Here is a 21,697-nt window from a genome sequence, read left to right as displayed (position 1 = left end):
TTAATGAATTCATAACTGAATAAGTGAATGATTTAAAATGAAATGGCTTCAAGCGATTCAGCAAAAAATTCCAAAACATAAATATGCAATCGATGCAAAAATGTTAGGAGATGATGCTGAGTGTGCTTGGACCAACTTAGGGTATTGGGATAAGGCTACATCCTCTTACCCTCAAGCCTGTCAGCAACTTGCTGAACGACTTGCACAAGCGGTACAGCTTAATCAACATGATCGGGTAATAGACCTAGGCTGTGGTCAGGGTGCCAGTTTAAAATACTGGTTAGAACACTATCAAATTCAAGACTTAGAAGCGGTTGAGTTACAACAACAGTGTGTTGATAAAATTCAAAAACAACTCCCACAGATTAAGGCGATTCACTGCCAATCTTTTTTAAATTTAAATACGCTTTTATTGACGCAACCTTTTGATGTGGTGTTGTGTATTGATGCGGTTTACCACAGCGATTTAAATTTATTTTTAAATTCAGTTGTTCCAATTTTAAATTCAAAAGGTCGTTTGGGTTTTCATACGTTGATGCTTTCAGACACAGTTTTAAATTCAAAACAAAAAATGAAATATAAATGGCTACTTAAAGCCGCTGATGTCGATTTAAAATCACTAATGACTGCGACCCAAATCAATCATGCACTGCAACAGCATGGTCTTGAGCAAATCGCGCTTGAAGATATATCCACAGCAGTATTTGCTGGCTTTAGTCAATATATTGCGACACGAGCGAAAACAGCGCATGGAGGATTAGATCAAATCAAAATACAAATGACCGCAAAAGTTTGTCAAAGGCTATTTGAAGAGGGAATCGTTCGATATATACAGCTCAGTGCAGTCAAAACGTAATTTTTATGATTTGTGATGATAGCAAGTAGATTTAAAAATTATAAGAAAATGCCTAAGCCAAAAACAACAAAGCCTCACTAAAAAAGCAAGGCTAAGTAAAAATGGTGCCGGCACACGGATTCGAACTGTGGACCTACTGATTACAAGTCAGTTGCTCTACCAACTGAGCTATGCCGGCAACGTGGCGAGAATTTTACAGAATATTTATAAGATTGCAAGCCAAAAAATAAACAATTGAATAATCTTTAATATTTATAGTTTTAGCGATCGGGTCTTGTTTAGAAGCTGATAATGCCGTGTGGTATGAATGCTTAGATTTTTAGAGAGCAAAGGGTTTTTCCGCTTTTAATTTGCGGGCAGACAAAATAGCAAAGATAGCTAGAGTAACGGCAATTAGAGTAATGACAACTAGAGCAACGATTAGTAATCGCTTTAAGCTTCCGACTAAAAAGGCTTACGGAGGGGTAAGCCTTGAGTATTTGGGGTTAAATCAATAAATCTTTATCAGTTTTGAAATATAGACTTATTTTCTCCTTAAAATATGATCCAGATCTTGTGCGCATTCTTCTAGGGTGATTGCCATATCTATTTGCATTTGGGGTTTCAATTCGTTTGCGAGTTTTCTCCATTGCTCAATCAATTGGATAGCTTTCTGAATTTTATGCTTATTTACATCTTTGGCAATAGTTGGGGTGTATCCACCACGTTTAGCATTTTTGACTTGTCTTACATAATTGGCGCTGTTATTCATTGTCACTCCCGAATAGCAGTTTTATGCTTTTAACTTGTTTGAATCGCTAATAAGTACCGCATCATGATTATCTTAAGAGAACGTTACATCTATATGATTTTTATTTTGTATTTCACCTCCTTTGAATCGTGCTAGAAGTTCTTTTCACTTGATACTAATTCAAGAAAGTTGGAATTGAAATAGTCAATTGTCTTTTTAGTTGAGTGGATATGTATCTATTTGCTTCAAAAAAGAGCTCAAATATCGTATAACTAAGTTAAGTAAAAACTAGAACAATTGAGAATGAAACGATTCAGTATTTTATTATTATTGGTTTCTGCCGCACATGCTGAAGCTCCTAAAGAATGTCAGTTACTTGAACAGACCTCCGAAATGTTAATGCAGTTACGTCAAAACGGTTTGTCGTTAGATGATGTTGATTTTAATCCTGAAGCATTGTCTGCAAAAGAACAGGTATTGTTAAAAGGTATGATTGACGATGCAAAGGGTGTCCCAATTTATCAAATTCCTTTAACCCGACAAAAAGCCATTGATGATTTTAAACTCAAGTGGCAAGAGGTGTGTCAGTCTGCGGATGTTGTAATGCCAACTGAGTCGAGATAAAAGATTGTTTTTTATTTCGGCTACAGTGTTATGGTTAATAGAGGGTTTGGTTGTGCTATAGACATATGACTAGATGCAATTCTAAGCGATCAAGTTACCGCTCAAGCTAGCGTACAAGTAAGCGATCAAGTTCAGATAAGCTGAAAAGTATTAAACAATGTTATAGGTTGAAACAAATAGTTTTTATATAGATCTATTATTAGTTTTACTGTGCTGAGGTTCAGTGAAATGTTTTTATCAAAAGCTGTTTGCGATGAGTAGTTGGGCGCTATATAAATAGAAACCGACCAGCATATCCGTAACGCCAATCGGTATGACAAGTTCTATGCTTTCAACACAGTCCAAAACTTATAGTTGAGGTGTTAGATAAATAGAAACCGATTTGTATAATTTACAAGTCGGTTCCCGAATGAAGTTGCTGATAATTATTATTTGAAATGGTGTTCAATTTTAATAGAATAAATATTCTAGAATAAAATGTTTATTTTATCGGTTTTATTTTTAATGGATTTTTAAATTAATTGAGTCTGATTAGATGAGTGTAGAAAAAATTATAGTTCCTTATTATAATGTGGATAATATTTTATCTAAAGAGCTTGTATTCGGTCGTAAGATTGGTTTGGATAAATATGTTATTGAAAATATTCCTTTGTATGCACCTAATTTGGCTTTAGGTGATATTCTTTTGGTAGAAAAGTTAGGTGATGAACAACTATATTTTGAGGATTTATTAGAGACATCAGAGAACTCTACTATAAGAATCGTCTTCTTTAATTATGATCCTATAATTGTGCAGAAAATTTTAAAAGAAATCGAGGGGTACAGTATAAACTGGGTTGGGTTTGTTGGTGGTAGTTATTATTCATTAAACATTAATAAGGATTTAGATTATAAAAAAATAAAATTGTTTTTAGAAGGAAATTCTAAAATAATGGATTATCAAGAGAGTTGTTTGTCAGAAAAACATAGGAGTGAATTGTTGTAGGTTTAAATTAGAAATTAATTGGATATTAGATTTTTAAATTATTGAAATTCTTAGGTAGCTTTTATTATTTATTCCTATTTTAGATTGATTTTTAAATACATTATATTGCTGTTAATATTGTTTCGATTATTCCACAAAGGAAGAATGGAAAATCATGAAAAGATACTGGAATAAGTTCGATGAAACGTAATGTGCTACTCGATAAAGTAAAGCATTTAGGCCGGACGATATAGAAAAATGATCAGGCTACCACTTAGGAAGTTTAGTGGGAACTAAGATGCACTGCGTTAAATTACTAGGCGACAAACTGAGGGCAAGAAACTTTGAAAGCTGGGTCAATTAAATTCATGCATGTGTAGTGGTATTGAATAAATTTACTGAATTAGGCAGACCTCATATCTACGTGATACCTTAAATTTTAATTACTTGGGAAAGTATTAACTCCTAAATCTATGTGCAACATAGCCGTCTATGTGCTAAATTTTATCCTCAATGCAAAGTATCTTGTAGAGTCTCTTTTACACTAGGTCAAAAAGTAAATAAGCCACAGATTAAAAAGGGGGGTAGTTAAGGGGCCATGGATATTCTTTTAAGCACAATCAGGAAATAGTGCTATTTTTAATTTTACAGCCGGATAGTTATCTTAAGTTGGACATTAATATGAGTATCACAAATCTTGATGAAATAGACTATATTGCATATATTTCAGATGAAAAACATTTGAAATTAATGATTTTAGATAGTTACTTTTGGGATGATGATAGCGTGCGTAATAGTGATATTGATGAAAAAAATACCGCTCATGCTCAATTATTAACAGATAAAATTAATTTATATGTAAAGTACATTTTTTCAGATGAAATTGCTGAGAAATTTGGTTCTCATGAAATTGAAAAAACAAGTATTGAGATAGTACAGCCAAATGAATTCAATGTATTTAGCACACTCTTTTTTGTTGATGTTACAGATTTTTTAGCTAAAATTAATATACTGATTACTTATAGAGTTTTTGAAGGATAATTGATAACTTTAAATGGATTAAGAGAATTTCTATTTTATAAGATGTTAATAAATCGTTGTCTTTGATTAAGAAGAGGCTGTGGTTTTAAATGATGCATGTTTAAAAAAAGAGGCTTTAACTTGATGAAATATAGATACTTATCAGAATTTAACCATGAGCAAAAACTAGAAGATTTATAAAGCTGAATTTAAAGCAGAAGTAATAAAACTAATTGAAGAAAATAATGGTAATGTCTTAGAAACCACAAGACAGTTTGGCATTTCAATGAAAAATAAAACCGATTTGTATATTGTACAAGTCGGTTTGTCTGAAAAACTAAACGAACCGGTAAAACTTTCCATTAATTTTTATATCAACATGTTTGATCTGTTTTTCTGGACAGGGTATCAGTGAAACATTTAGCCCCATATCAGTTAAAGTTTCACCATCTAGACTCCATGTATCTACTTCACATGAATGACCATCTTTAGCTGTTATTTTAACTTCATTAATCAGCATATCAGGGAACCCAATAGGTTTACCTAAACTTATGGATTCAATCAAGGTAGGCTTATCCAAATTCATACTGTACATAAAGTTTAAACGCGGTACAGAATCATTATAACAATCCACACTGTATTCGTTAGCACCACAACTCTCAACGACTGGGATTGATTTAGAATCTGATCGTGTATTAGATGTTTTCGACCGTTGTAATTCAGTAGTTGGAATAGAGAGATTAGTTGCTGGAATAGTTTGTTGATCTGCTTCAAGTTGAGAGACTTGTAATTGGTCAGGATTAATATTTGCTTGTATATTATTGTCCTGTTTGTTTTGCTTAGATTGAATAAGTAAAAGATAGGCAATCCCAGCAAGGGCAATCACGATGATGAGATTGAAAATGGTTTGTTGATGATTTTTCATATAATTATATCCTTTTAATATTTTATTTAATGTAGCCATATTGGTCATTTATTTAGAACGGAATAAAACCATTCCGCCAATGATCAATAAAATAAGTATTCCCCCAATGAATTTTCCGACTGAGGGAAACATCACCGCAGGCCAAACGATGCCTTGACCTAAGTGATAGGCAAATGATTTATAGCTTTGTTGGCCCCAAAAGTTTTGATAGATGGCAAACAGCAACCCGATAATAAAGTAAGCTCTGATCAGCAAAGACTTAATTGATGTATTCATTTATTTTCCCCCAAGCGCAAATTTAAGAAGTAGGTAGAACAGTCCAAAAAAGATCATCAAGCCAATAAACGGTAGGCCGAGAAAACAGATGACCACAATCACACAAATGATTCCTGCAATGGCTCTCATAGCTTATTCCCTCATGCATTGCAGGCCACTTTGCATCAAGTCGTATTGAAATGATTCAGTCTGGCTCAGTGTGTAAAGATTGTTCTTTAAACCTTTTTCTCCATATTTGCTTTCGAGTTTTTTGTAGGCACATTTGCATGCACTACGTTCCATGCCTGTGGATTGGCAACCGCTGATAAATTCTCGCTCTGACTTGCTGGCGCAGCCCAGTGTCATTAGTGAGCAACTGATGATTAAAATTGAAGTTAGAGTTTTCATGATTCTCTCCCATTTATTGTTTTGATTATTTTGAAATAGCTGAATTCAGCAAAGTGATCAAATTAAAGACACGTGTAGGCAGTCCAAAGTACCTATAAGTCTTTAGATCAATTTAAGCCGAAATGAAATCTATGATTTTTGCCAGAAACAGGGAGGTTCCCAATATGGCTTTAGAGAAAAGAATAAAAGTAAAAAATGCTTAGTCATGGCGACTACTCCTATATGCAATAGAAGTTCTGCCGAATCACTGTCAATTGATTATGGAGGCAGAACGAAAAGGGGTTGACAGACTGGGCATATAGAACCAGCACGCGCGAACGCGTCCCCCTCCCGTTCTACCGCAAAGGGGGACGAGAAGGTTTCACATAAGACTTATACTCAGAAAGTAAAAATCCGATGCGCTATATACAACGGTCTGTCAAAACCGGCTGGCAATGTAGGCCAGCAGGGAAAGGATAATAGTGCGGGCACTTTTAGTCAAATGTGTGTGTTGAAAAGAGTTTTGTTTGGGTAGGTTTAAAATAAAAAGGTTGAAGTCTTAAGGGTAATCATTTCATTTTGGTCTTAGTAGGTTGAAGATACATCAATGGAGTGAGGGCCGTCAGTTGAAAAGTCACGAATAGAGGGAGTAATAGCTCTGTTATTTTTGGTAGAATTGGAAAATTACCAAATATAATGATGAAACTAAACTTGAATTATTACGATATCAATGCAGTAGAATTTTTTGGATCTACTTTTCAAATAGATATGGAGAGTTTATATCAATCCTTTTTAAGATATTTACCAGACAATGCATTGATACTTGATTTGGGCTGTGGTTCAGGTAGAGATACTTTGGCTTTTAAGAATAAAGGCTATCAAGTTGTAGCAACAGATTATTCAAAAATGTTAGTGGATAAAGCCAGCAAATTAGTTGGAATAGATGTACGATTTGAAAGTTTCTATGAGCTGTCTGACTTAAATCTTTATGATGGCATTTGGGCATGTGCTTCGTTACTGCATTGCGAAAGAAAACGATTACCTGAAGTAATAGGTAAAATTTTGGCAGCGTTAAAGATGAATGGTATTTGCTATATGTCATTTAAATATGGTGAAAAAGATCGCCATAAAGATGGCAGGGATTTTACAGATTTAAATGAATTACAAATACGAAACTTATTAAGAGAGTTTGATAATATTTTACTGTTACAACAATGGATTATCATTGATAAACGTCCTGATCATAATGAAGATTGGCTTAATATCGTATTTCAAAAAATGAATAAATAATGTCAATATTTATACCTTCACCACAGCAACAGCTCAAGTTTTTGAAACAGATTCAACAAATACTACATTCAGGAAGTTTTTCTTCAACGTATAAACTCGCCTTATTGATGAGTCTTTGTCGTTTGGCAATTGAACAAGGAAAAGACACGGCAGAAAGTTTAACTTTAGATTATTTAGATATTTCTGAGAAATTTATAGATTTATATTGGAAACAAACGCTTCCATTCCATTTTAATGAAAATGAACCGTTCCTATTACAGCAGAATAATGGCAAGCAAGCAGGAATTATTAGCTTAATTCACACTGCCCAGCAAAGTTATAAATCTCTAGCCTTAGCTAGACGAGATCATTTGTACTGGCTGCAATTGAAAAAGAAAGTGGCTGATACCGTAAAGAGGATGCCTGTAACTTATTTGCAAAATTTTAAAGGCCAAAATGTTGAGTTTTTATATCGTTTAGAAGATTCTCGAAAACAGCTCATACTTTTACCAAACGTCATGTATTGCTTGCGTCAATTTAGTGAAATTATTGAAGAGTTATGTCAAAAGAAATGGGTTGATTTTGTAAGGTTAAATAAAGGGAATTTATTGGTTTTAGATGGTTTGCCTGATCTAGCAACATTCATGTTTGAACCAAGTCGAAATCAACTCCGCCAAGTAGGAGAATTTTTAGTTGACCTACAAATGTGTAAGTGTTTCTACTGCCAAAAGCCAATTAAACAAAATAAGTGGGCTGTAGATCATTTTATACCTTGGGCTATGTACCCAGCAGATACAGGTCATAATTTTGTACTTGCAGATGAAAAATGCAATTTAGCTAAAAGTGATTTCTTAGCATCAGAAGAATTTTTGTTTCAATGGCAAGAGAGAAACCAAAACTTTGATAGTCTCATTGCGGACGAGTTATCAAAGCTTGGATTTCTGACGGATATTGAAAGATCGCATAGTGTTGCGAGTTGGGCATACAGACAGGCAAAGGAGAATGGGTATTTGTTATGGGGTAAATAAGCCATAAGCATCTACATAAATCTAGAGTATCTATCTATAAGTAGTTGATGGTCATGGAATTCTATAAAAGGTTTAATAGCTAAATAAATTTCCTCTTTTAATTTGATATCTATCCATGAATCATCACGATAGATACATTCACCCATGGCTCTGAAAATAAGTTCAATTTCATGATTATTCATTAAAAAGATCTCTTCTTCTACTCTACTTCTGAGTGCATTAAGAAGTTCCTCAAAATTTGCGAATTCTTCATTATAAAAATCAAGTTTAGAAGATATATAAGAAAAATAGCCTTTTGCATTTTCGACTAAAGAAATGAGACAAAGATATAGTTGTGAAATCTCATTCATAGTGAAATAGGCACGGCTACTTTGGGGGGAAATATAGAAAGCTTGCAAGATCTCGATTGTTTTTAATACACCTAAACTTCGATAGTAATGATCCTTGAGTAACGCAAATTTACGAATATCCCTCATGTAACCAAAGTTCTTTAGATCTTTTAATTTTTTGATTTTTTTTGAGTAACTAAAGTAGGAAAAAAAATTCTTCTTTTTATTCCAATTAATAGCTTCAGGAATAAGTTTCTCTGTTATCCATTCAAAAGAAGTTTGACAAGGCCACCATTGTTTTTCGGATACAGGAATTTTGCTAAGGGGCGGTTCCCATAACAAGGTGAGTTCATCTTTATCATTGATATCTTCAATATTTTCTGCCCAAAACATACCGTGATAAACATCTTCTACAGGTTTATATTTTTCTCCTGTATATAGTTGTATGAAATTCCGAGATGCTGAAAACATATGCCATTCAGTATTTCCATTGTCTACATCATGAACATTTGTAAAATTAATCATCAAATCCCAAATTTCCTTGGGTAATGTACATAACGCGATATATGTTCGTCCATGCCATGAAATAAATGGAAAGTTATAAGCTTTCCATTTATCTTCAATTTTTTGTATCGCTTCAAGATAGGCAATAGTAAGATTGTCCGCAACTTCTGTAATTTGTTGAATAACTTCAATTGGGAGATTAAAACGACAGTTTTGTAAGTCTATAATTTCAGATTGATTTAATGGATTACCAATATAAAATGGTCTATAGCGAGAGTGAGTGGGTTGTCCTGAGTTTCCTAAGAAATTTTCTAACATCCATTTATTTTCTAAAATTACAATTACTCCATGAGCATCATGAGTTTTGACCGTAATAGTGGCAGAGCCGACATGGTTTTGTGTAGGTAATAAAGCCGAAATTTCAATCCATTTTTTTTTAATTTTCCAATTGCCATCCTCAAAAAAGGTTTCGTCAAAATCTGAAAAATTTAATGAAGAGAAATTAAGAAATTCTTTAGCAGTTTCTCGATTATTTTCATTAGGATCGATTAACGCTTTATGTAATGTTTCAATAAAGTGTGTTTTAAGCATCCATTCATTATAAAACTGGCTTTCTGGAGCCATGGGAAAGAATTTGCTAACAATGTCTGGATAGGGTTGTGACATTGTGGTTAAGGTAATGGCTGTCCATAACTCGGATTCAATTCCTAAAGAATGTAAGTCTATGTGTATTTCATTCCATTTCTTTGAAATATTTCTAGGTACTTCTTCTTGCGCAAGGATAATGACATATTTATTTATGTTAGGGAGTAAGTCGTTCTGCTTGAACTTTTTTATAGTTTTATCTAGTTCTTGAATTGATAAAGTTTTCCAGCATTTGCATTCATACACAGCTAGCTTTTTAGGAGATTTTACAAAATTGGCACTGATATCAAGCCCACCTTGATAGTGCCCATTGCCTTTAATACGATGAACATTGGTTAATTCTTTGTCTTTATAAAGTAGCCATTCGCAATATTGTTCAAATTGCTCGCTGGTAAGTTTTGTAAATGGTAATGCAGTAGCATTGAATGGAATATAATTTTTCATGAAGTAAATTTTTAATCGTTAATTTAAAATTAGCTTGAAGTCGTATCTCTGTATAAACAAAATAAATGAAAACCTAGTTTAAAAAATAGTAACTTATATTTATCTGTTTGAACTCAATAAATTTGCTGCTAGGCACCAAAAATTGTAATTATCAATTATACTTGTATTCTTTGAATTTGATGCTTTTTATTGTTATGACCTTGTTAGATTTGAAAAATCTCGAAACCCATTTGTGGGAAGCAGCACATCTCATCACAGGTCCGATAGATGCTTCAGACTATAAGACCTATATTTTCCCCATACTTTTCTTTAAACGTATTTGTGATGTTTATGACGAAGAGCTAGAAGAGGCAATTGAAGAGATAGGTGATGAAGAGCTCGCTCGTGGGCCAATGTTCCACCGTATTGATATTCCGGAAGCTTGCCATTGGACAGATGTGATCGCACATACAAAAGATGTTGGTAAGCATTTAAAAGAGGCTTTCAATAAAATTGAACAGGCCAATGAAAATCTTTATGGTATTTTTGGTGATGCAAGCTGGACCAATAAAGAACGATTGTCAGATGAGCTGTTAATTACGTTATTGGGACATTTTAATAAGTATCACCTTGGTGTTAATGACGTTCGCAATGATGACATGGGTCGTGCATATGAATACCTGATTAAACGTTTTGCAGATAAAGCTAATAAAAAAGCAGGTGAATTCTATACACCACGTTCAATTGTTCGCTTGTTAGTGAATATTCTTGATCCAAAGTCAGGTGAAAGCATATATGATCCAGCGTGTGGTACGGGTGGTATGCTTTTGGAAACGATTCATCACGTTGCTGAAAATGGTGGTGATCCACGTTCATTAATTTTGAAAGGCCAAGAGAAGAACCTGACAACTGAAGCTATTGCTCGTATGAACTTGTTCTTACATGGACAAGAAGACTTCCAAATAGTACGTGGTGATACTTTACTTGAGCCTAAATTCCTGCAAAACGACCAGCTTGAGCAATTTGACTGCGTGATTGCAAACCCACCATTCAGCTTGAAAGAATGGGGTTATAACAAATGGTCCTCAGATCCGTATGCACGAAATGTCTATATGGTTGAAGAACCTGATGAAAGTAGCGCAGAACCTAAAAAAAACAAAATTGTACGTAAGAGTTTCTTGGCGCCAAAAACCAACGGTGATTTTGCATGGATTCAACACATGTTGGCTTCAGTCAAAGATGATGGTCGCATGGCGGTTGTATTACCCCACGGCGTATTATTCCGAGGTGGCTCAGAGCTTGAGATTCGTAAACAACTTTTATTATCCAATAAGCTTGAAGCCGTGATTGGTGTTGCACAAAACCTATTCTATGGAACAGGTATTGCTGCCTGTATTTTAGTATTGCGTAAAGATAGAAAACCTACTCAGCAAAAAGATGGAACATGGATTAATCCACCAGTGCTCTTCATTAATGCTGAAGAAATCTTTACTAAAGGTCGTGCACAAAACACATTAACTAATGGGCAATCTGATGAAATTTATGATCTTTACATCAAGGCAAAAGATGAACATCAAGAGCTGATTGGGCAATCACGTTGGGTACCATTTGCTGAAATTGAAGAGAATGAATTTAACTTAAATATTGCACGTTATGTTCAAAAGCCTTTAGAACAGGAGACCATGACACTAGAGCAGGCTTTAAGTGACTTCACCAACAAAATGAAAGATTTAGAGAAAGCTGAACAAGAGTTAGAAACGTTGTTAAAAGCCCAAGGGTTTAAGATTAAGGATGTAGGTTAAGTCAAATGGCGAGTGAAAATGCAAAATTAGAAGACCTACTCTGGGGTGCTGCCGAATTCCTCCGTGGGCAAATTGATGCGTCAGATTATAAGCAGTATGTCTTTCCGCTTCTTTTCTTTAAACGTTTGTCTGATGTTTATGATGATGAGCTAGCTGATGCTCGTGCAGAAATGGGTACGGATGACCTGTTTGATGCTGAGTATTTCCATCGCTTTCAAATTTCTGTTGATGCAAGTTGGAAAACAGTAAAAGAAACGACTCAGGAAATTGGTAAAGCCATTCAAACGGCATTACGCACTATCGAAGCGAAAAATGAGCGTTTAGCAGGTGTATTTGGTGATGCGCAATGGACTAATAAAGAGCGTTTGCCAGACCATTTACTCAAAGACCTGATTGGGCACTTTAGTAAGATTGATTTGGGTTTACATAAGGTCAAGCAAGACGATCTTGGACAGGCTTATGAATACTTGATTAAGAAGTTTGCGGATGACTCAGGCCATACGGCGGCGGAATTCTATACCAACCGTACTGTGGTACATTTCATGACTCGTATCATGGAATTAAAGCCAGGCGAAACCGCTTACGATCCAACTTGTGGCACCGGCGGGATGTTGCTCAATGCTGTGATGGACTTGCGTGAAAATGGCGAAGAATGGCGCAGTGTTAAGCTCTATGGGCAAGAGGTCAATTTACTGACGTCTGCAATTGCGCGTATGAATATGTTCCTGCACGACATTGAAGAGTTTGATATACGCCGTGGTGATACTTTAGGTGAGCCAAAGTTCATTGAAAAAGATCAGCTTAAGCAGTTTGATGTGATTTTGGCTAACCCGCCGTACTCAATTAAAAAATGGGACCGTAAGAAATTCTCAGCAGATCCTTTTCATCGCAATATGTATGGTATACCGCCACAAGGCTGTGCCGATTATGGCTTCTATACACACATCATTAAGAGTTTAAAGCCAGATACAGGTCGCGGTGCGATGCTATGGCCACACGGCGTATTGTTCCGTGATTCAGAGTTTGAAATTCGTAAGCAAGTGATCGAATCAGACGTTATTGATGCGGTCATTGGTTTAGGTCCAAACCTGTTCTATAACTCGCCAATGGAGTCTTGTATTGTTGTTTTGGGAACCAATAAGCTTAAAGAACGTAAAAATAAGATTCTCTTTATTAACGGTGTAGAGCATGTCACGCGTGAGCGTGCGCATAGCAGACTTTCTGAAAAAGATTTAGAAGTGTTAGTGAATGCTTACTTTAAGCCTGAAGAGAGTGAGATTGCACGTTTGGTGGATTTAGATGAAGTCCGTCAAAACAATCATAACCTTTCTATTCCTTTATATGTGTCTTTAAAGAAAGAACAAGAAACGGTATCTATGGATCAGCTTTTGGATGATTGGGTAGATAACCGTAAACAGTTAAAAGATTTAGTTGCAGATTTGATGAAAGATTTAAAAAGTTTAGATGTTCAATCAGTGGAGCAAGATGTATGAGTACTGATTTGAATATGGAATATCAAGAAGTAAAGTTTGGTGATATTTGTCGTGAAGTAAAATTGACGACTAAAGACCCAATTGCAGATGGTTATGATAAATATATTGGTTTAGAGCATTTAGATTCAGGCTCCTTAAAAATTAAACGTTGGGGCTTAATTGCTGAAGATAATCCAACTTTTACACGTGTGTTTAAAAAAGGACATATCTTAATTGGTAAGCGCCGTCCTTACCTTAAAAAAGCTGCTATTGCTGAGTTTGAAGGTGTTTGTAGCGGAGATATTATTGTTGTTGAACCAAGCAGTAAGGATTTTATAGCTCAATTATTACCTTTCATAATTCAATCGGAAAAATTTTGGAATCATGCAATTCAGACATCATCAGGTTCATTATCACCACGAACTAAATTTAAGGAATTAGAAAAATTAAGTTTTAATTTAACTACATTTGATTCTAATAGTATTGAGTGTTTATCAAGAATAAACCTTATGTTTGGTTTAATAAATAATTTGAATGATCAAATTGATAATTTAATAAAAACTATTAGGAATAAATTTTTCACTGAAAGTAAGGAAACGAGTAATTTAGGTGCTATAGCTGAAATAATTATGGGGCAATCACCTAAAGGTGAAAATGTCACTGAGCTTGAAGATGCTAGTACTATGCCTTTGCTCAATGGCCCAACTGAATTCACAAAAACTTCTCCAATTCCTGTTCAGTTTACCTCTCAAATCACAAGAATAGCTGAAAAAGGAAGTATTCTATTTTGTGTTAGAGGAAGTACAACAGGAAGAATGAATATAGCTGATCAAGAGTATTGTATCGGTAGAGGATTGGCCGCTATTAAAGCAAGAGAGGGAGTATCAAACAGGTATGTTTATCATATTCTTTGTCATTTAAGGGAGCTGATATATCAACAGGCTAAAGGGGCAGGGTCTACTTTTCCTAATATTTCAAGTGCTGAGTTAAATGCTTGGAGTGTGCCTGATATAAGTGAAAGTGAGGCGAATAAACTTACTAATACTTTAGATAAATTAATAACATTGCAAGACTTGCTATCACAAAAGCAAAATAATTTGCTGAATATTCAAAAAATGCTAGTAGCAACTATTTAGGGTTAATATGTTTAACGAATCAAATGGACCAGAAGAAGCAATTGTCCAAAAACTAAAAAATTTAGATGGGGTGAAGTGGCAATTTGTATCGGGAGATGCAATTCCTAAATCTCCACAAGATGTCTTGGTGGGGACTTGGCTGAAGCAGGCGTTGATTAAACTCAACCCTGCTATCCAAGCCAATCCAGACTATGCGGATGAAGTCATCTATAAACTGCGTGCTGTATTTTTAGATGCAAAGCACACAGGCTTGGTTAAAGCCAATGAAAACTTCTATGAATGGCTAAAAGCAGAGAAGTCATTACCTTTTGGTGAGCATGGTGAACATGTCACCATTCACATGATTGACTACAGTAATCTTGAAAACAACCATTATGTGGTATCCAAACAAGTCCATTTTATTGCAACCACAGAAGCGTATTTTGACATTGTCTTATACGTAAATGGTATACCGCTTGTCGTCGGTGAAATGAAGACAGCAACCCGTCCTGCAATAAGCTGGGAAGACGGAGCTGCTGATTTCTGTGGTGGAACAAAAAATTATTGGAGTAACGTTGCTCCTTTTTTTGTACCTAACTTACTGTGTTTTGCTTCAGAAGGTAAAACCTTTGCCTACGGCGCAATCAACGCACGATTAAAAGATTGGGGTCCATGGCATAAGACGGAACAGCGAGACGAAATTTTACCGGGCTTGGCATCAGTGCTTGAAAGCACAGCAGGCTTATTGAATCCAAATACACTATTAAAACTACTACAATCATTCACACTATATTCATCGGTAAAAATTGGTAAGAACTTAGCACCAACAAAAATTAAGATTCTGCCACGGTACCCTCAGTTTGAAGCAGCATCGCAAATTGTAGATCGTGTGAAAGCAGGCTATCCAAAGAAAGGTTTAATCTGGCATTTCCAAGGTTCTGGTAAATCATTACTCATGCTGTATGCAGCACAAATGTTACGTGCAGACAAGAAGCTCAAGAATCCGACAGTCTTGGTGGTTGTAGACCGTAAAGACTTAGATGGTCAGATTAACGATACCTTTGGTGGTGCAGATATTAAGAACCTTGTACCTGTTCAAAGCTGTAAAAAACTTGGACAGCATATTGAACAAGACAGTCGTGGCATTCTCATCACAACCATCTTTAAATTCCAAGATGTTGAGATTGATCAAGATAATACAAATGGCTTAAATGACCGAAGTAATATCATTGTCCTAGTGGATGAAGCACACCGTACTCAAGAAGGCTCATTGGGTGAAAAAATGCGTTGGGCATTACCAAATGCATTCTTCTTTGGTTTAACGGGGACACCAATTTCAGGACTAGAAAAAAATACCTTTAAGCTCTTTGGTGCAGAAGAGGATGAAGGTCGCTATATGAATAAATATAGCTATAAACAGTCTATCCGTGACGCTGCAACTAATCCTGTGAAGTTTGAGCCTCGCTTGGCCGAGCTACGTGTAGACCGTGAAACGATAGATGCTGAGTTTGAAAAACTTGCCAAAGAAAATGATCTGTCTGATGACCAAAAAGCACAACTTTCGCGCCGTGCGGGTAAGTTAGCACTAATGCTTAAAGCGCCTAAACGTATGGCACGTATTAGTGAAGATATTGTTGAACACTTTAACTCACATGTCAGACCAAAAAAGCTTAAAGCGATGGTCGTAGTCTATGATCGTGATGCGTGTGTGCAAATGTACTACTTACTGAAAGAGAAATTTGGTAAGGACAGTATTGAAGTCATTATGAATGTGGACCGTGCCCCAATTGAAGTGACTGAGGGTGATAAAAAAGGGAAGCTTAATAAAGACTGGCGCCGTTGGAAAGAAGAGCTCAAATTACCAGTAGAAAAAGATGACTTTGAGCGTTGGCAAAAAATTGATGCGGATAGCCAAACACAGAAAGATATTTTAGAAGGCTATAAAGACGCTGAGAATCCATTAGAGATTATTATCGTGACAGCGAAGTTGCTGACTGGCTTTGATGCACCGATTTGCTACTGCATGTATCTGGATAAACCGCTTCGAGATCACACCTTACTTCAAGCCATGTGTCGAACTAACCGTCTATATGAAAAAGACGGATTTAAAAAAGAGATGGGCTTAATTGTCGATTATCTTGGCGTGTTTGAAAATTTACGCACGGCGCTTGCTTATGACCCAGAAGATATTGATAAGGTGGTTGAGGCAATTGAGAGCTTTAAAGAGTTATTCCAACCTGCTTTACAGAAGTGTTTAGATTTCTTCCCGGGTGTAGATCGAACAGTGGAAGGCTTCGAAGGTATTATGGCTGCACAGGAATGCCTACCTATCAATGAAAAACGAGACAACTTTGCTCGTGCATTTGGTGTGGTCAATAAACTTTGGACAGCGATTTATCCCGATAACTTCTTAAATCCATATCGGCAAGATTTTAAATGGCTTGCACAAATTTATGAAAGTATTCGTCCTGCAACAGGTACAGGCTCGTTAATTTGGGCAGCACTTGGTCCTCAAGTGATTCAGATGATCCATGAAAATACCGATGTAAACCGTATTCGTGATGATATTAGCTCACTGACCATGGATGAGCATGCAATCTTTACGCTTACAGAGAAAGAGCAAGAGCGTAAAGCAAGTCAGCTTGAAATCAATTTACTTGGTCGATTACGTGGTCATGATGATCCACGCTTTGTAAAACTTGGTGAGCGTTTAGAAAAATTGCGCCAAGATTATGAAGCCGGCGTAATTAAAGCGATTGATTGGTTGAAAGGCTTGCTTGAAACAGCAAAAGAAACTGTTCAGGCAGAACGTGAAACAGGAGATACGCTAGTAACTGAGCTTGATAATAAAAAGGCTTTAACCAAGCTTTTTATTGAAACGCGACCTGAAAAGACACCAGATATTATCCGTCAGATCGTAGAGCAAATAGATGAGATTGTAAAAGTTACACGATTTGATGGCTGGCAAACTTCGATAAGTGGCCCACGTGAGGTTAAAAAAGCATTAATCATTACATTGAATAAGTTTGGTTTAGGGAAGGATCAAGAGCTTTTTGATAAGGCTTACGGGTATATCAAGGAGCATTATTAAGATGGAATTTAAAGTTTTAAGTCGTGGTACATGGTTGCCTAGCGAAGGCCGGAATACGGCATATTTGCGTATCGATAATTGGAATGACTTTTCATATTACACATTATTCCAAGTAAAAGTCTTTGATGAAAATGGCAAAGGTTATGAGTTAGGAGATGTAAAAATTGCTTATAAGGGACAAGAGGAAGGAAGTGCTAATGCAACATCTGAAAAAATAGATAAGCATTTTAACAAGCTTTCAGAAGACTATTTCTCTTTAGGTCAAAATACAAATTACTATAAAAAATTAAGTGCTATGCCTGAGAGAACAAGAACAAGTTACTTAAAAGGGCTAAATGACTTAGTTGCTCATCCAGACTTGCTTCCAATAATTGAAGATGAAACAGTTTTTGGTAGCTCATTATTAAGGGACGTATATATAGCCTCAATTCGAGGAAAATTTAAAAGTGTTTTAGATGGAGACAATGAATCTACGCCTTTTCAATTTCATTTCATACGTGATGAAAGTGAGAAAATGAGTGGTATCAAATTATATTTTAATGTAGAGGTTGATACTAAACCTCCAACAAATATCCATGCACTTATAGGTCGTAATGGCGTGGGTAAAACCACAGTATTAAATGATATTATTTCATCTATTAGAGGCTCTGAAAATAATCAACGATGCCGAATAGAGCCTCTAGATCATAGATATAATTCGAATGATAAAGATTATTTTAGCTCATTAATTTCGGTATCTTTTAGCGCATTTGACCCATTTATGCCTCCAGCTGAGCAGTCTGATCCTGCAAAAGGAACGTGTTATTTTTATTTAGGTCTAAAAAAACCAGGTGATGATGAACAGCTATTGGGTTTTAAAGAATTGAGAATCGAATGCATTCGATCTCTGATGAATTGCTTTGCACATCAAGATAAAGCTGAAAGATGGATGACAGTTATTCAAAAACTATCATCAGATAAAAATTTTGCTGAAATGAATTTAGGAAATTTAAAGGAATTTTATCAAGATCTAGCACAGAGTTACCGTATTAATGACAGGTCTGATTCTGTTGAATATGTAGAAAAAAAACAAAGAATGAAACAAGAATATGAAGATCATGTTTTAAGTATTTTAAAACGTATGAGCTCGGGACATTCAGTCGTATTTATGACAATCACAAGACTGATTGAAAAAGTTGATGAGCGTTCTCTAGTGTTATTGGATGAGCCAGAAAGCCATTTACATCCACCTTTATTGTCGGCATTTATACGAGCTTTATCTGATCTTTTAAAATCTAGAAATGCTATAGCACTAATAGCAACTCATTCTCCGGTAGTTCTTCAAGAAGTTCCGCGAGCTTGTGTTTGGAAATTATTTAGACATGGTAAAAGTATGCAGATTGATTTACCAAAAATAGAAACGTTTGGTGAAAGTGTAAGTGATTTAACTACCGAAGTTTTTGGACTGGAAGTTACAACTTCAGGATTTCATAGTTTACTTCAAGAGGCTATCGATGAAGGAAAGAGCTATCAAGAAATTATTACTGAATTTGATAATCAGATTGGTTTTGAAGGCCGAGCCTTACTAAAAGTAATGATTACTGAAAGGGATAAAGGTGATCAATAATGAAAAGATTAATTAAGCCGGATCATAACTATAATGATGTAATTGATTTATGTATTGAAGGAATCGCGGATACTCAAAGTATAAAAGCGAGAATTAAAGCTAATAAGGGAAATCTACTTTTAGACGCAAATTTATATGATGCTGGGGTTAATCAGGGGATAATTTATACTTATGTGCCATTAATCAGATTTCATGATGCAATATGCATTAGAAGTACTAAAGATGATTATGAGAAATTATATACGCAATATTTTGTGCCTAAAGCTAAAAAAGTAAGAGTAATCTACGATGCAATATTAGCGTCTGCGAAAGGTGATTGTCCTTTTTGTGGCGGTATTGGGGATCCGGCTACTCTAGATCATTTTTTACCTAAAGCAGAATTTCCTCAATTTAGTATATATCCTTTAAACCTTGTACCATCTTGTCGAGATTGTAATATGGGGGAAAAGAAAGTTGGATATGCAAAAACTGATGAAGAGCAAACGATACATCCATATCTAGACAAACCAATATTTTTTGAAGAGCAGTGGATAACAGCAAATTACATTGCAGGTTCAAGTTTTGATGAGCCTGGCGAATTCCAATATTACGTCAATGCTCCAGATGATTGGAGTGAGGTTGATAATAAAAGAGCTGATAAATACTTTAATGATTTCAATTTATCGAGTAGGTATGCTAAACAGGCTACGGCATCATTGCGATCTAAACTAAGATCAATTAAGCGAGAAATGGACCAAGGTATTAGTATTCAGGAAATTATTAGTGAGGTAATTCAGCCTGATATTGATGATGCACCTTTTGTAAATTATTGGGAGGTAGGGATGTGCGATGGATTGATTAAATATTTAAACGAGCAGAAAATTGTTGAAATTATATAATTATTAGTTGATTTAACCCAGTATTAGAAGCATAATTTTTTAAAGAATCTGTTATATTCTTTTAATAACCAATAATTTAAAATTTTTAGGGTAGAACATGGCTAAATATAATCCATCACTTACTATTGAATTATATAAAGTAAATAAATTTGAACATAAACAACCGTTAGAGTAAGTGCAATTAATGAGTATTTAAATATCTATATTCAAGATGTGAATGAAACCCCAAAACAATATGAATTTTTAGTCAAATTAAAACCAGATGCTGAAGCACTGTTGGAGAATAAAGATACATTAACAGAGTTAGAAATTAAAATTCATCCCAATCAAATGACCTCAGCAATGAGGCAAGAAGGAAAAACATTGGCTCAGGCTATAGACACTGTTGGAAAATTAAACCCCAAAAGTGTCTATTTAAAAATCTCAGCAAAGCCTGAAGATGGTTTAGTTAAAGCCGGTATTAAAAAATTTCCAAAAATGATTGCAAGAGATGGTATTGCCTCGACTGTCAGGGCAACAGGTTTTGATGATGGTGGCGATACTCCTGAAACTGTTGATTTAATTAAAGATAGAGAGAAAAAGTCTTTCAAAATGTACCTTTAAGTTCTAATAAAAGATGGTCTGAGGCCGTACGATACGAACATCTTGAAAAAGCATATAATGGATGGAAGAAAATACTCTTAGGTTCCCAATAATGAGCATATTCTCTGGTTTAAATCGTGAAAGATATGGCCCTATAGTATTGGCATTAGCTGCCTTTACTATTTATATATTTAAAATATGATTTATCTTTAATATCATGCTTTCTAGATAAGAAAGCTGAGTTTTTATCTGTTGGAATTCGTTTTGGAGCAATTTGGGCTGGGTTCATTGGGGCCATTATGGGGTTGTTCATGACACTAAGAAATACTGATATTTTAGAAAAATTAAAAGATTCTGGTTATATCACTGAACTACATGGTTATTTAATTAGCTCAATTAAGGGGTCTTAGTTTTTCTATTATTTCTTTTACAGAATTTTTCTTCTTAAAAATAATTTTGAATATTATTTTTCATATGGTTAGGATATATTATTTATGCTGGAATGACTTTTCTCCGTGCTGCAAATATCTCTTATAATATTATGAAGAAAGTACATGAATAATTTTGCAAGGCTTAAGTAATTTGAAATTACTAACCTGGCCTAGTAAGTATTTAAAAAATAATTCAAATTGAAACTCTACTTCCAGTTCTAAACAATTCCTTATATTTGCTTACTTCCTTAACCCATCAATAAAATTAGCCCATTCCTGCATCATTTTTATTCTATATTCGAGGTGCTGCGCATGGTTATATGCTTGAGATACAGCATTACCAACAGTATGCGCTAGCTGTATTTCAATAGCATCATGCATATAGCCTTGCTCATGTAATGTTGTTGATGCAAGTCCGCGGAAACCAAGACCTGTCATCTTGCCGTTATAACCCATTGTACGGATCACACACAAAATTGCATTACTACTCATAGGCTTGGCTGTGCTGTGATTGTAAGAAAAATACTGCTTTCTGCCTGTGGGCGGTAATAAGCTCTCTAGTAATTCTAATCAGATAGTATTAAACACAAAAAAGCCTAAACCATTATAGTTTAGGCGTTTAAGCTTCCAATTGATGAGGTTGGAATAAATATGGCGGTGAAAGAGGGATTCGAACCCTCGATACGCTATAAACGTATACACACTTTCCAGGCGTGCTCCTTAAGCCACTCGGACACTTCACCAAGGCGTGGGATAATAAC

General features: G+C 35.2%; 19 protein-coding genes, 2 tRNA genes and 2 pseudogenes. 14 read left to right on the top strand and 9 right to left on the bottom strand.

Going from position 1 to position 21,697, the window contains the following annotated elements; translation table 11 throughout:
* Positions 1 to 37 precede the first annotated feature (37 nt).
* The gene (locus AC07WY_RS16980) at positions 38 to 856 is read left to right on the top strand and encodes an SAM-dependent methyltransferase (RefSeq protein ID WP_494736800.1); all 819 of its coding nucleotides are present in this window, start codon (positions 38 to 40) and stop codon (positions 854 to 856) included.
* 102 nt (positions 857 to 958) lie between these two features.
* Here AC07WY_RS16980 and AC07WY_RS16975 read toward each other — a convergent pair.
* Positions 959 to 1,034: transfer RNA gene (locus AC07WY_RS16975), tRNA-Thr, on the bottom strand.
* A gap of 345 nt (positions 1,035 to 1,379) precedes the next feature.
* On the bottom strand, positions 1,380 to 1,607 hold the full coding sequence (locus AC07WY_RS16970) for a hypothetical protein (RefSeq protein WP_004718547.1): 228 nt from the start codon (positions 1,605 to 1,607) through the stop codon (positions 1,380 to 1,382).
* Between the two features lie 282 nt (positions 1,608 to 1,889).
* Between AC07WY_RS16970 and AC07WY_RS16965 the strand changes: the two genes are divergently transcribed.
* The 4 genes and pseudogenes from AC07WY_RS16965 (at position 1,890) to AC07WY_RS16950 (ending at position 4,215) form a co-directional block, all read left to right on the top strand.
* Positions 1,890 to 2,210: a hypothetical protein gene (locus AC07WY_RS16965; RefSeq protein ID WP_494736799.1), complete on the top strand. Its 321-nt coding sequence runs from the start codon at positions 1,890 to 1,892 to the stop codon at positions 2,208 to 2,210.
* A 535-nt stretch (positions 2,211 to 2,745) separates the two neighbouring features.
* A complete protein-coding gene (locus AC07WY_RS16960) occupies positions 2,746 to 3,195 on the top strand; it encodes a DUF4265 domain-containing protein (protein WP_494736798.1) in 450 nt (149 codons plus the stop codon).
* A gap of 122 nt (positions 3,196 to 3,317) precedes the next feature.
* Positions 3,318 to 3,610, top strand: a pseudogene (locus AC07WY_RS16955) (IS5/IS1182 family transposase); the annotation flags it as partial.
* A 245-nt stretch (positions 3,611 to 3,855) separates the two neighbouring features.
* A complete protein-coding gene (locus AC07WY_RS16950; protein ID WP_494736797.1) occupies positions 3,856 to 4,215 on the top strand; it encodes a DUF6572 domain-containing protein in 360 nt (119 codons plus the stop codon).
* 316 nt (positions 4,216 to 4,531) lie between these two features.
* Here the strand turns inward: AC07WY_RS16950 and AC07WY_RS16945 are convergent, their stop codons facing one another.
* Genes AC07WY_RS16945 through AC07WY_RS16930 form a run of 4 tightly spaced genes read right to left on the bottom strand, consistent with a single transcriptional unit; the run spans position 4,532 to position 5,782 of the window.
* Complete coding sequence (locus AC07WY_RS16945; RefSeq protein ID WP_494736796.1) at positions 4,532 to 5,158, bottom strand: hypothetical protein; 627 nt, start codon at positions 5,156 to 5,158, stop codon at positions 4,532 to 4,534.
* A gap of 9 nt (positions 5,159 to 5,167) precedes the next feature.
* Entirely contained in the window at positions 5,168 to 5,395 is a 228-nt protein-coding gene (locus AC07WY_RS16940) for a hypothetical protein (RefSeq protein WP_494736795.1), read from the bottom strand.
* Positions 5,396 to 5,524 carry a hypothetical protein gene (locus AC07WY_RS16935; protein ID WP_494736794.1) on the bottom strand — a complete coding sequence of 43 codons (129 nt, stop codon included), beginning with the start codon at positions 5,522 to 5,524 and terminating at the stop codon, positions 5,396 to 5,398.
* Between the two features lie 3 nt (positions 5,525 to 5,527).
* On the bottom strand, positions 5,528 to 5,782 hold the full coding sequence (locus AC07WY_RS16930; protein ID WP_494736793.1) for a hypothetical protein: 255 nt from the start codon (positions 5,780 to 5,782) through the stop codon (positions 5,528 to 5,530).
* Positions 5,783 to 6,460: 678 nt separating this feature from the next.
* Between AC07WY_RS16930 and AC07WY_RS16925 the strand changes: the two genes are divergently transcribed.
* Positions 6,461 to 7,051 (top strand): class I SAM-dependent methyltransferase, encoded by a 591-nt coding sequence (locus AC07WY_RS16925; RefSeq protein WP_494736832.1) that lies wholly within the window; start codon positions 6,461 to 6,463, stop codon positions 7,049 to 7,051.
* Positions 7,051 to 8,058, top strand: coding sequence for an HNH endonuclease (locus tag AC07WY_RS16920; RefSeq protein ID WP_494736792.1), 1,008 nt, complete (start codon positions 7,051 to 7,053; stop codon positions 8,056 to 8,058). The genes AC07WY_RS16925 and AC07WY_RS16920 overlap by 1 nt, the downstream gene beginning before the upstream one ends.
* Before the next feature lie 11 nt (positions 8,059 to 8,069).
* Here AC07WY_RS16920 and AC07WY_RS16915 read toward each other — a convergent pair whose 3' ends face one another.
* Positions 8,070 to 9,980: a hypothetical protein gene (locus tag AC07WY_RS16915; protein WP_494736791.1), complete on the bottom strand. Its 1,911-nt coding sequence runs from the start codon at positions 9,978 to 9,980 to the stop codon at positions 8,070 to 8,072.
* Between the two features lie 194 nt (positions 9,981 to 10,174).
* Between AC07WY_RS16915 and AC07WY_RS16910 the strand changes: the two genes are divergently transcribed.
* The 7 genes from AC07WY_RS16910 to AC07WY_RS16880 all read left to right on the top strand — a co-directional run bounded on the left by AC07WY_RS16910 (position 10,175) and on the right by AC07WY_RS16880 (position 20,526).
* A complete protein-coding gene (locus tag AC07WY_RS16910; RefSeq protein ID WP_494736790.1) occupies positions 10,175 to 11,761 on the top strand; it encodes a type I restriction-modification system subunit M in 1,587 nt (528 codons plus the stop codon).
* Positions 11,762 to 11,766: 5 nt separating this feature from the next.
* Positions 11,767 to 13,254, top strand: a complete 1,488-nt coding sequence (locus AC07WY_RS16905) for a type I restriction-modification system subunit M (protein ID WP_494736789.1) — start codon at positions 11,767 to 11,769, stop codon at positions 13,252 to 13,254.
* The gene (locus AC07WY_RS16900) at positions 13,251 to 14,369 is read left to right on the top strand and encodes a restriction endonuclease subunit S (RefSeq protein WP_494736788.1); all 1,119 of its coding nucleotides are present in this window, start codon (positions 13,251 to 13,253) and stop codon (positions 14,367 to 14,369) included. The genes AC07WY_RS16905 and AC07WY_RS16900 overlap by 4 nt, the downstream gene beginning before the upstream one ends.
* A 7-nt stretch (positions 14,370 to 14,376) precedes the next feature.
* On the top strand, positions 14,377 to 17,439 hold the full coding sequence (locus AC07WY_RS16895) for a type I restriction endonuclease subunit R (RefSeq protein WP_494736787.1): 3,063 nt from the start codon (positions 14,377 to 14,379) through the stop codon (positions 17,437 to 17,439).
* A 1-nt stretch (position 17,440) separates the two neighbouring features.
* A complete protein-coding gene (locus tag AC07WY_RS16890; RefSeq protein WP_494736786.1) occupies positions 17,441 to 19,045 on the top strand; it encodes an AAA family ATPase in 1,605 nt (534 codons plus the stop codon).
* The gene (locus AC07WY_RS16885; protein ID WP_494736785.1) at positions 19,045 to 19,923 is read left to right on the top strand and encodes an HNH endonuclease; all 879 of its coding nucleotides are present in this window, start codon (positions 19,045 to 19,047) and stop codon (positions 19,921 to 19,923) included. The genes AC07WY_RS16890 and AC07WY_RS16885 overlap by 1 nt, the downstream gene beginning before the upstream one ends.
* Before the next feature lie 213 nt (positions 19,924 to 20,136).
* The gene (locus AC07WY_RS16880) at positions 20,137 to 20,526 is read left to right on the top strand and encodes a hypothetical protein (RefSeq protein ID WP_494736784.1); all 390 of its coding nucleotides are present in this window, start codon (positions 20,137 to 20,139) and stop codon (positions 20,524 to 20,526) included.
* A gap of 650 nt (positions 20,527 to 21,176) precedes the next feature.
* Here the strand turns inward: AC07WY_RS16880 and AC07WY_RS16875 are convergent.
* Positions 21,177 to 21,506 (bottom strand): annotated as a pseudogene (locus AC07WY_RS16875) (tyrosine-type recombinase/integrase); the annotation flags it as partial.
* Positions 21,507 to 21,588: 82 nt separating this feature from the next.
* Positions 21,589 to 21,679: transfer RNA gene (locus AC07WY_RS16870), tRNA-Ser, on the bottom strand.
* Between the last annotated feature and the right edge of the window lie 18 nt (positions 21,680 to 21,697).

The sequence above is a fragment of the Acinetobacter sp. GW821-FHT01C12 genome (assembly GCF_059422625.1).
The sequence above is the reverse complement of the archived record's forward strand: the minus strand, read 5'-3'. Positions and strand labels throughout refer to the sequence as shown.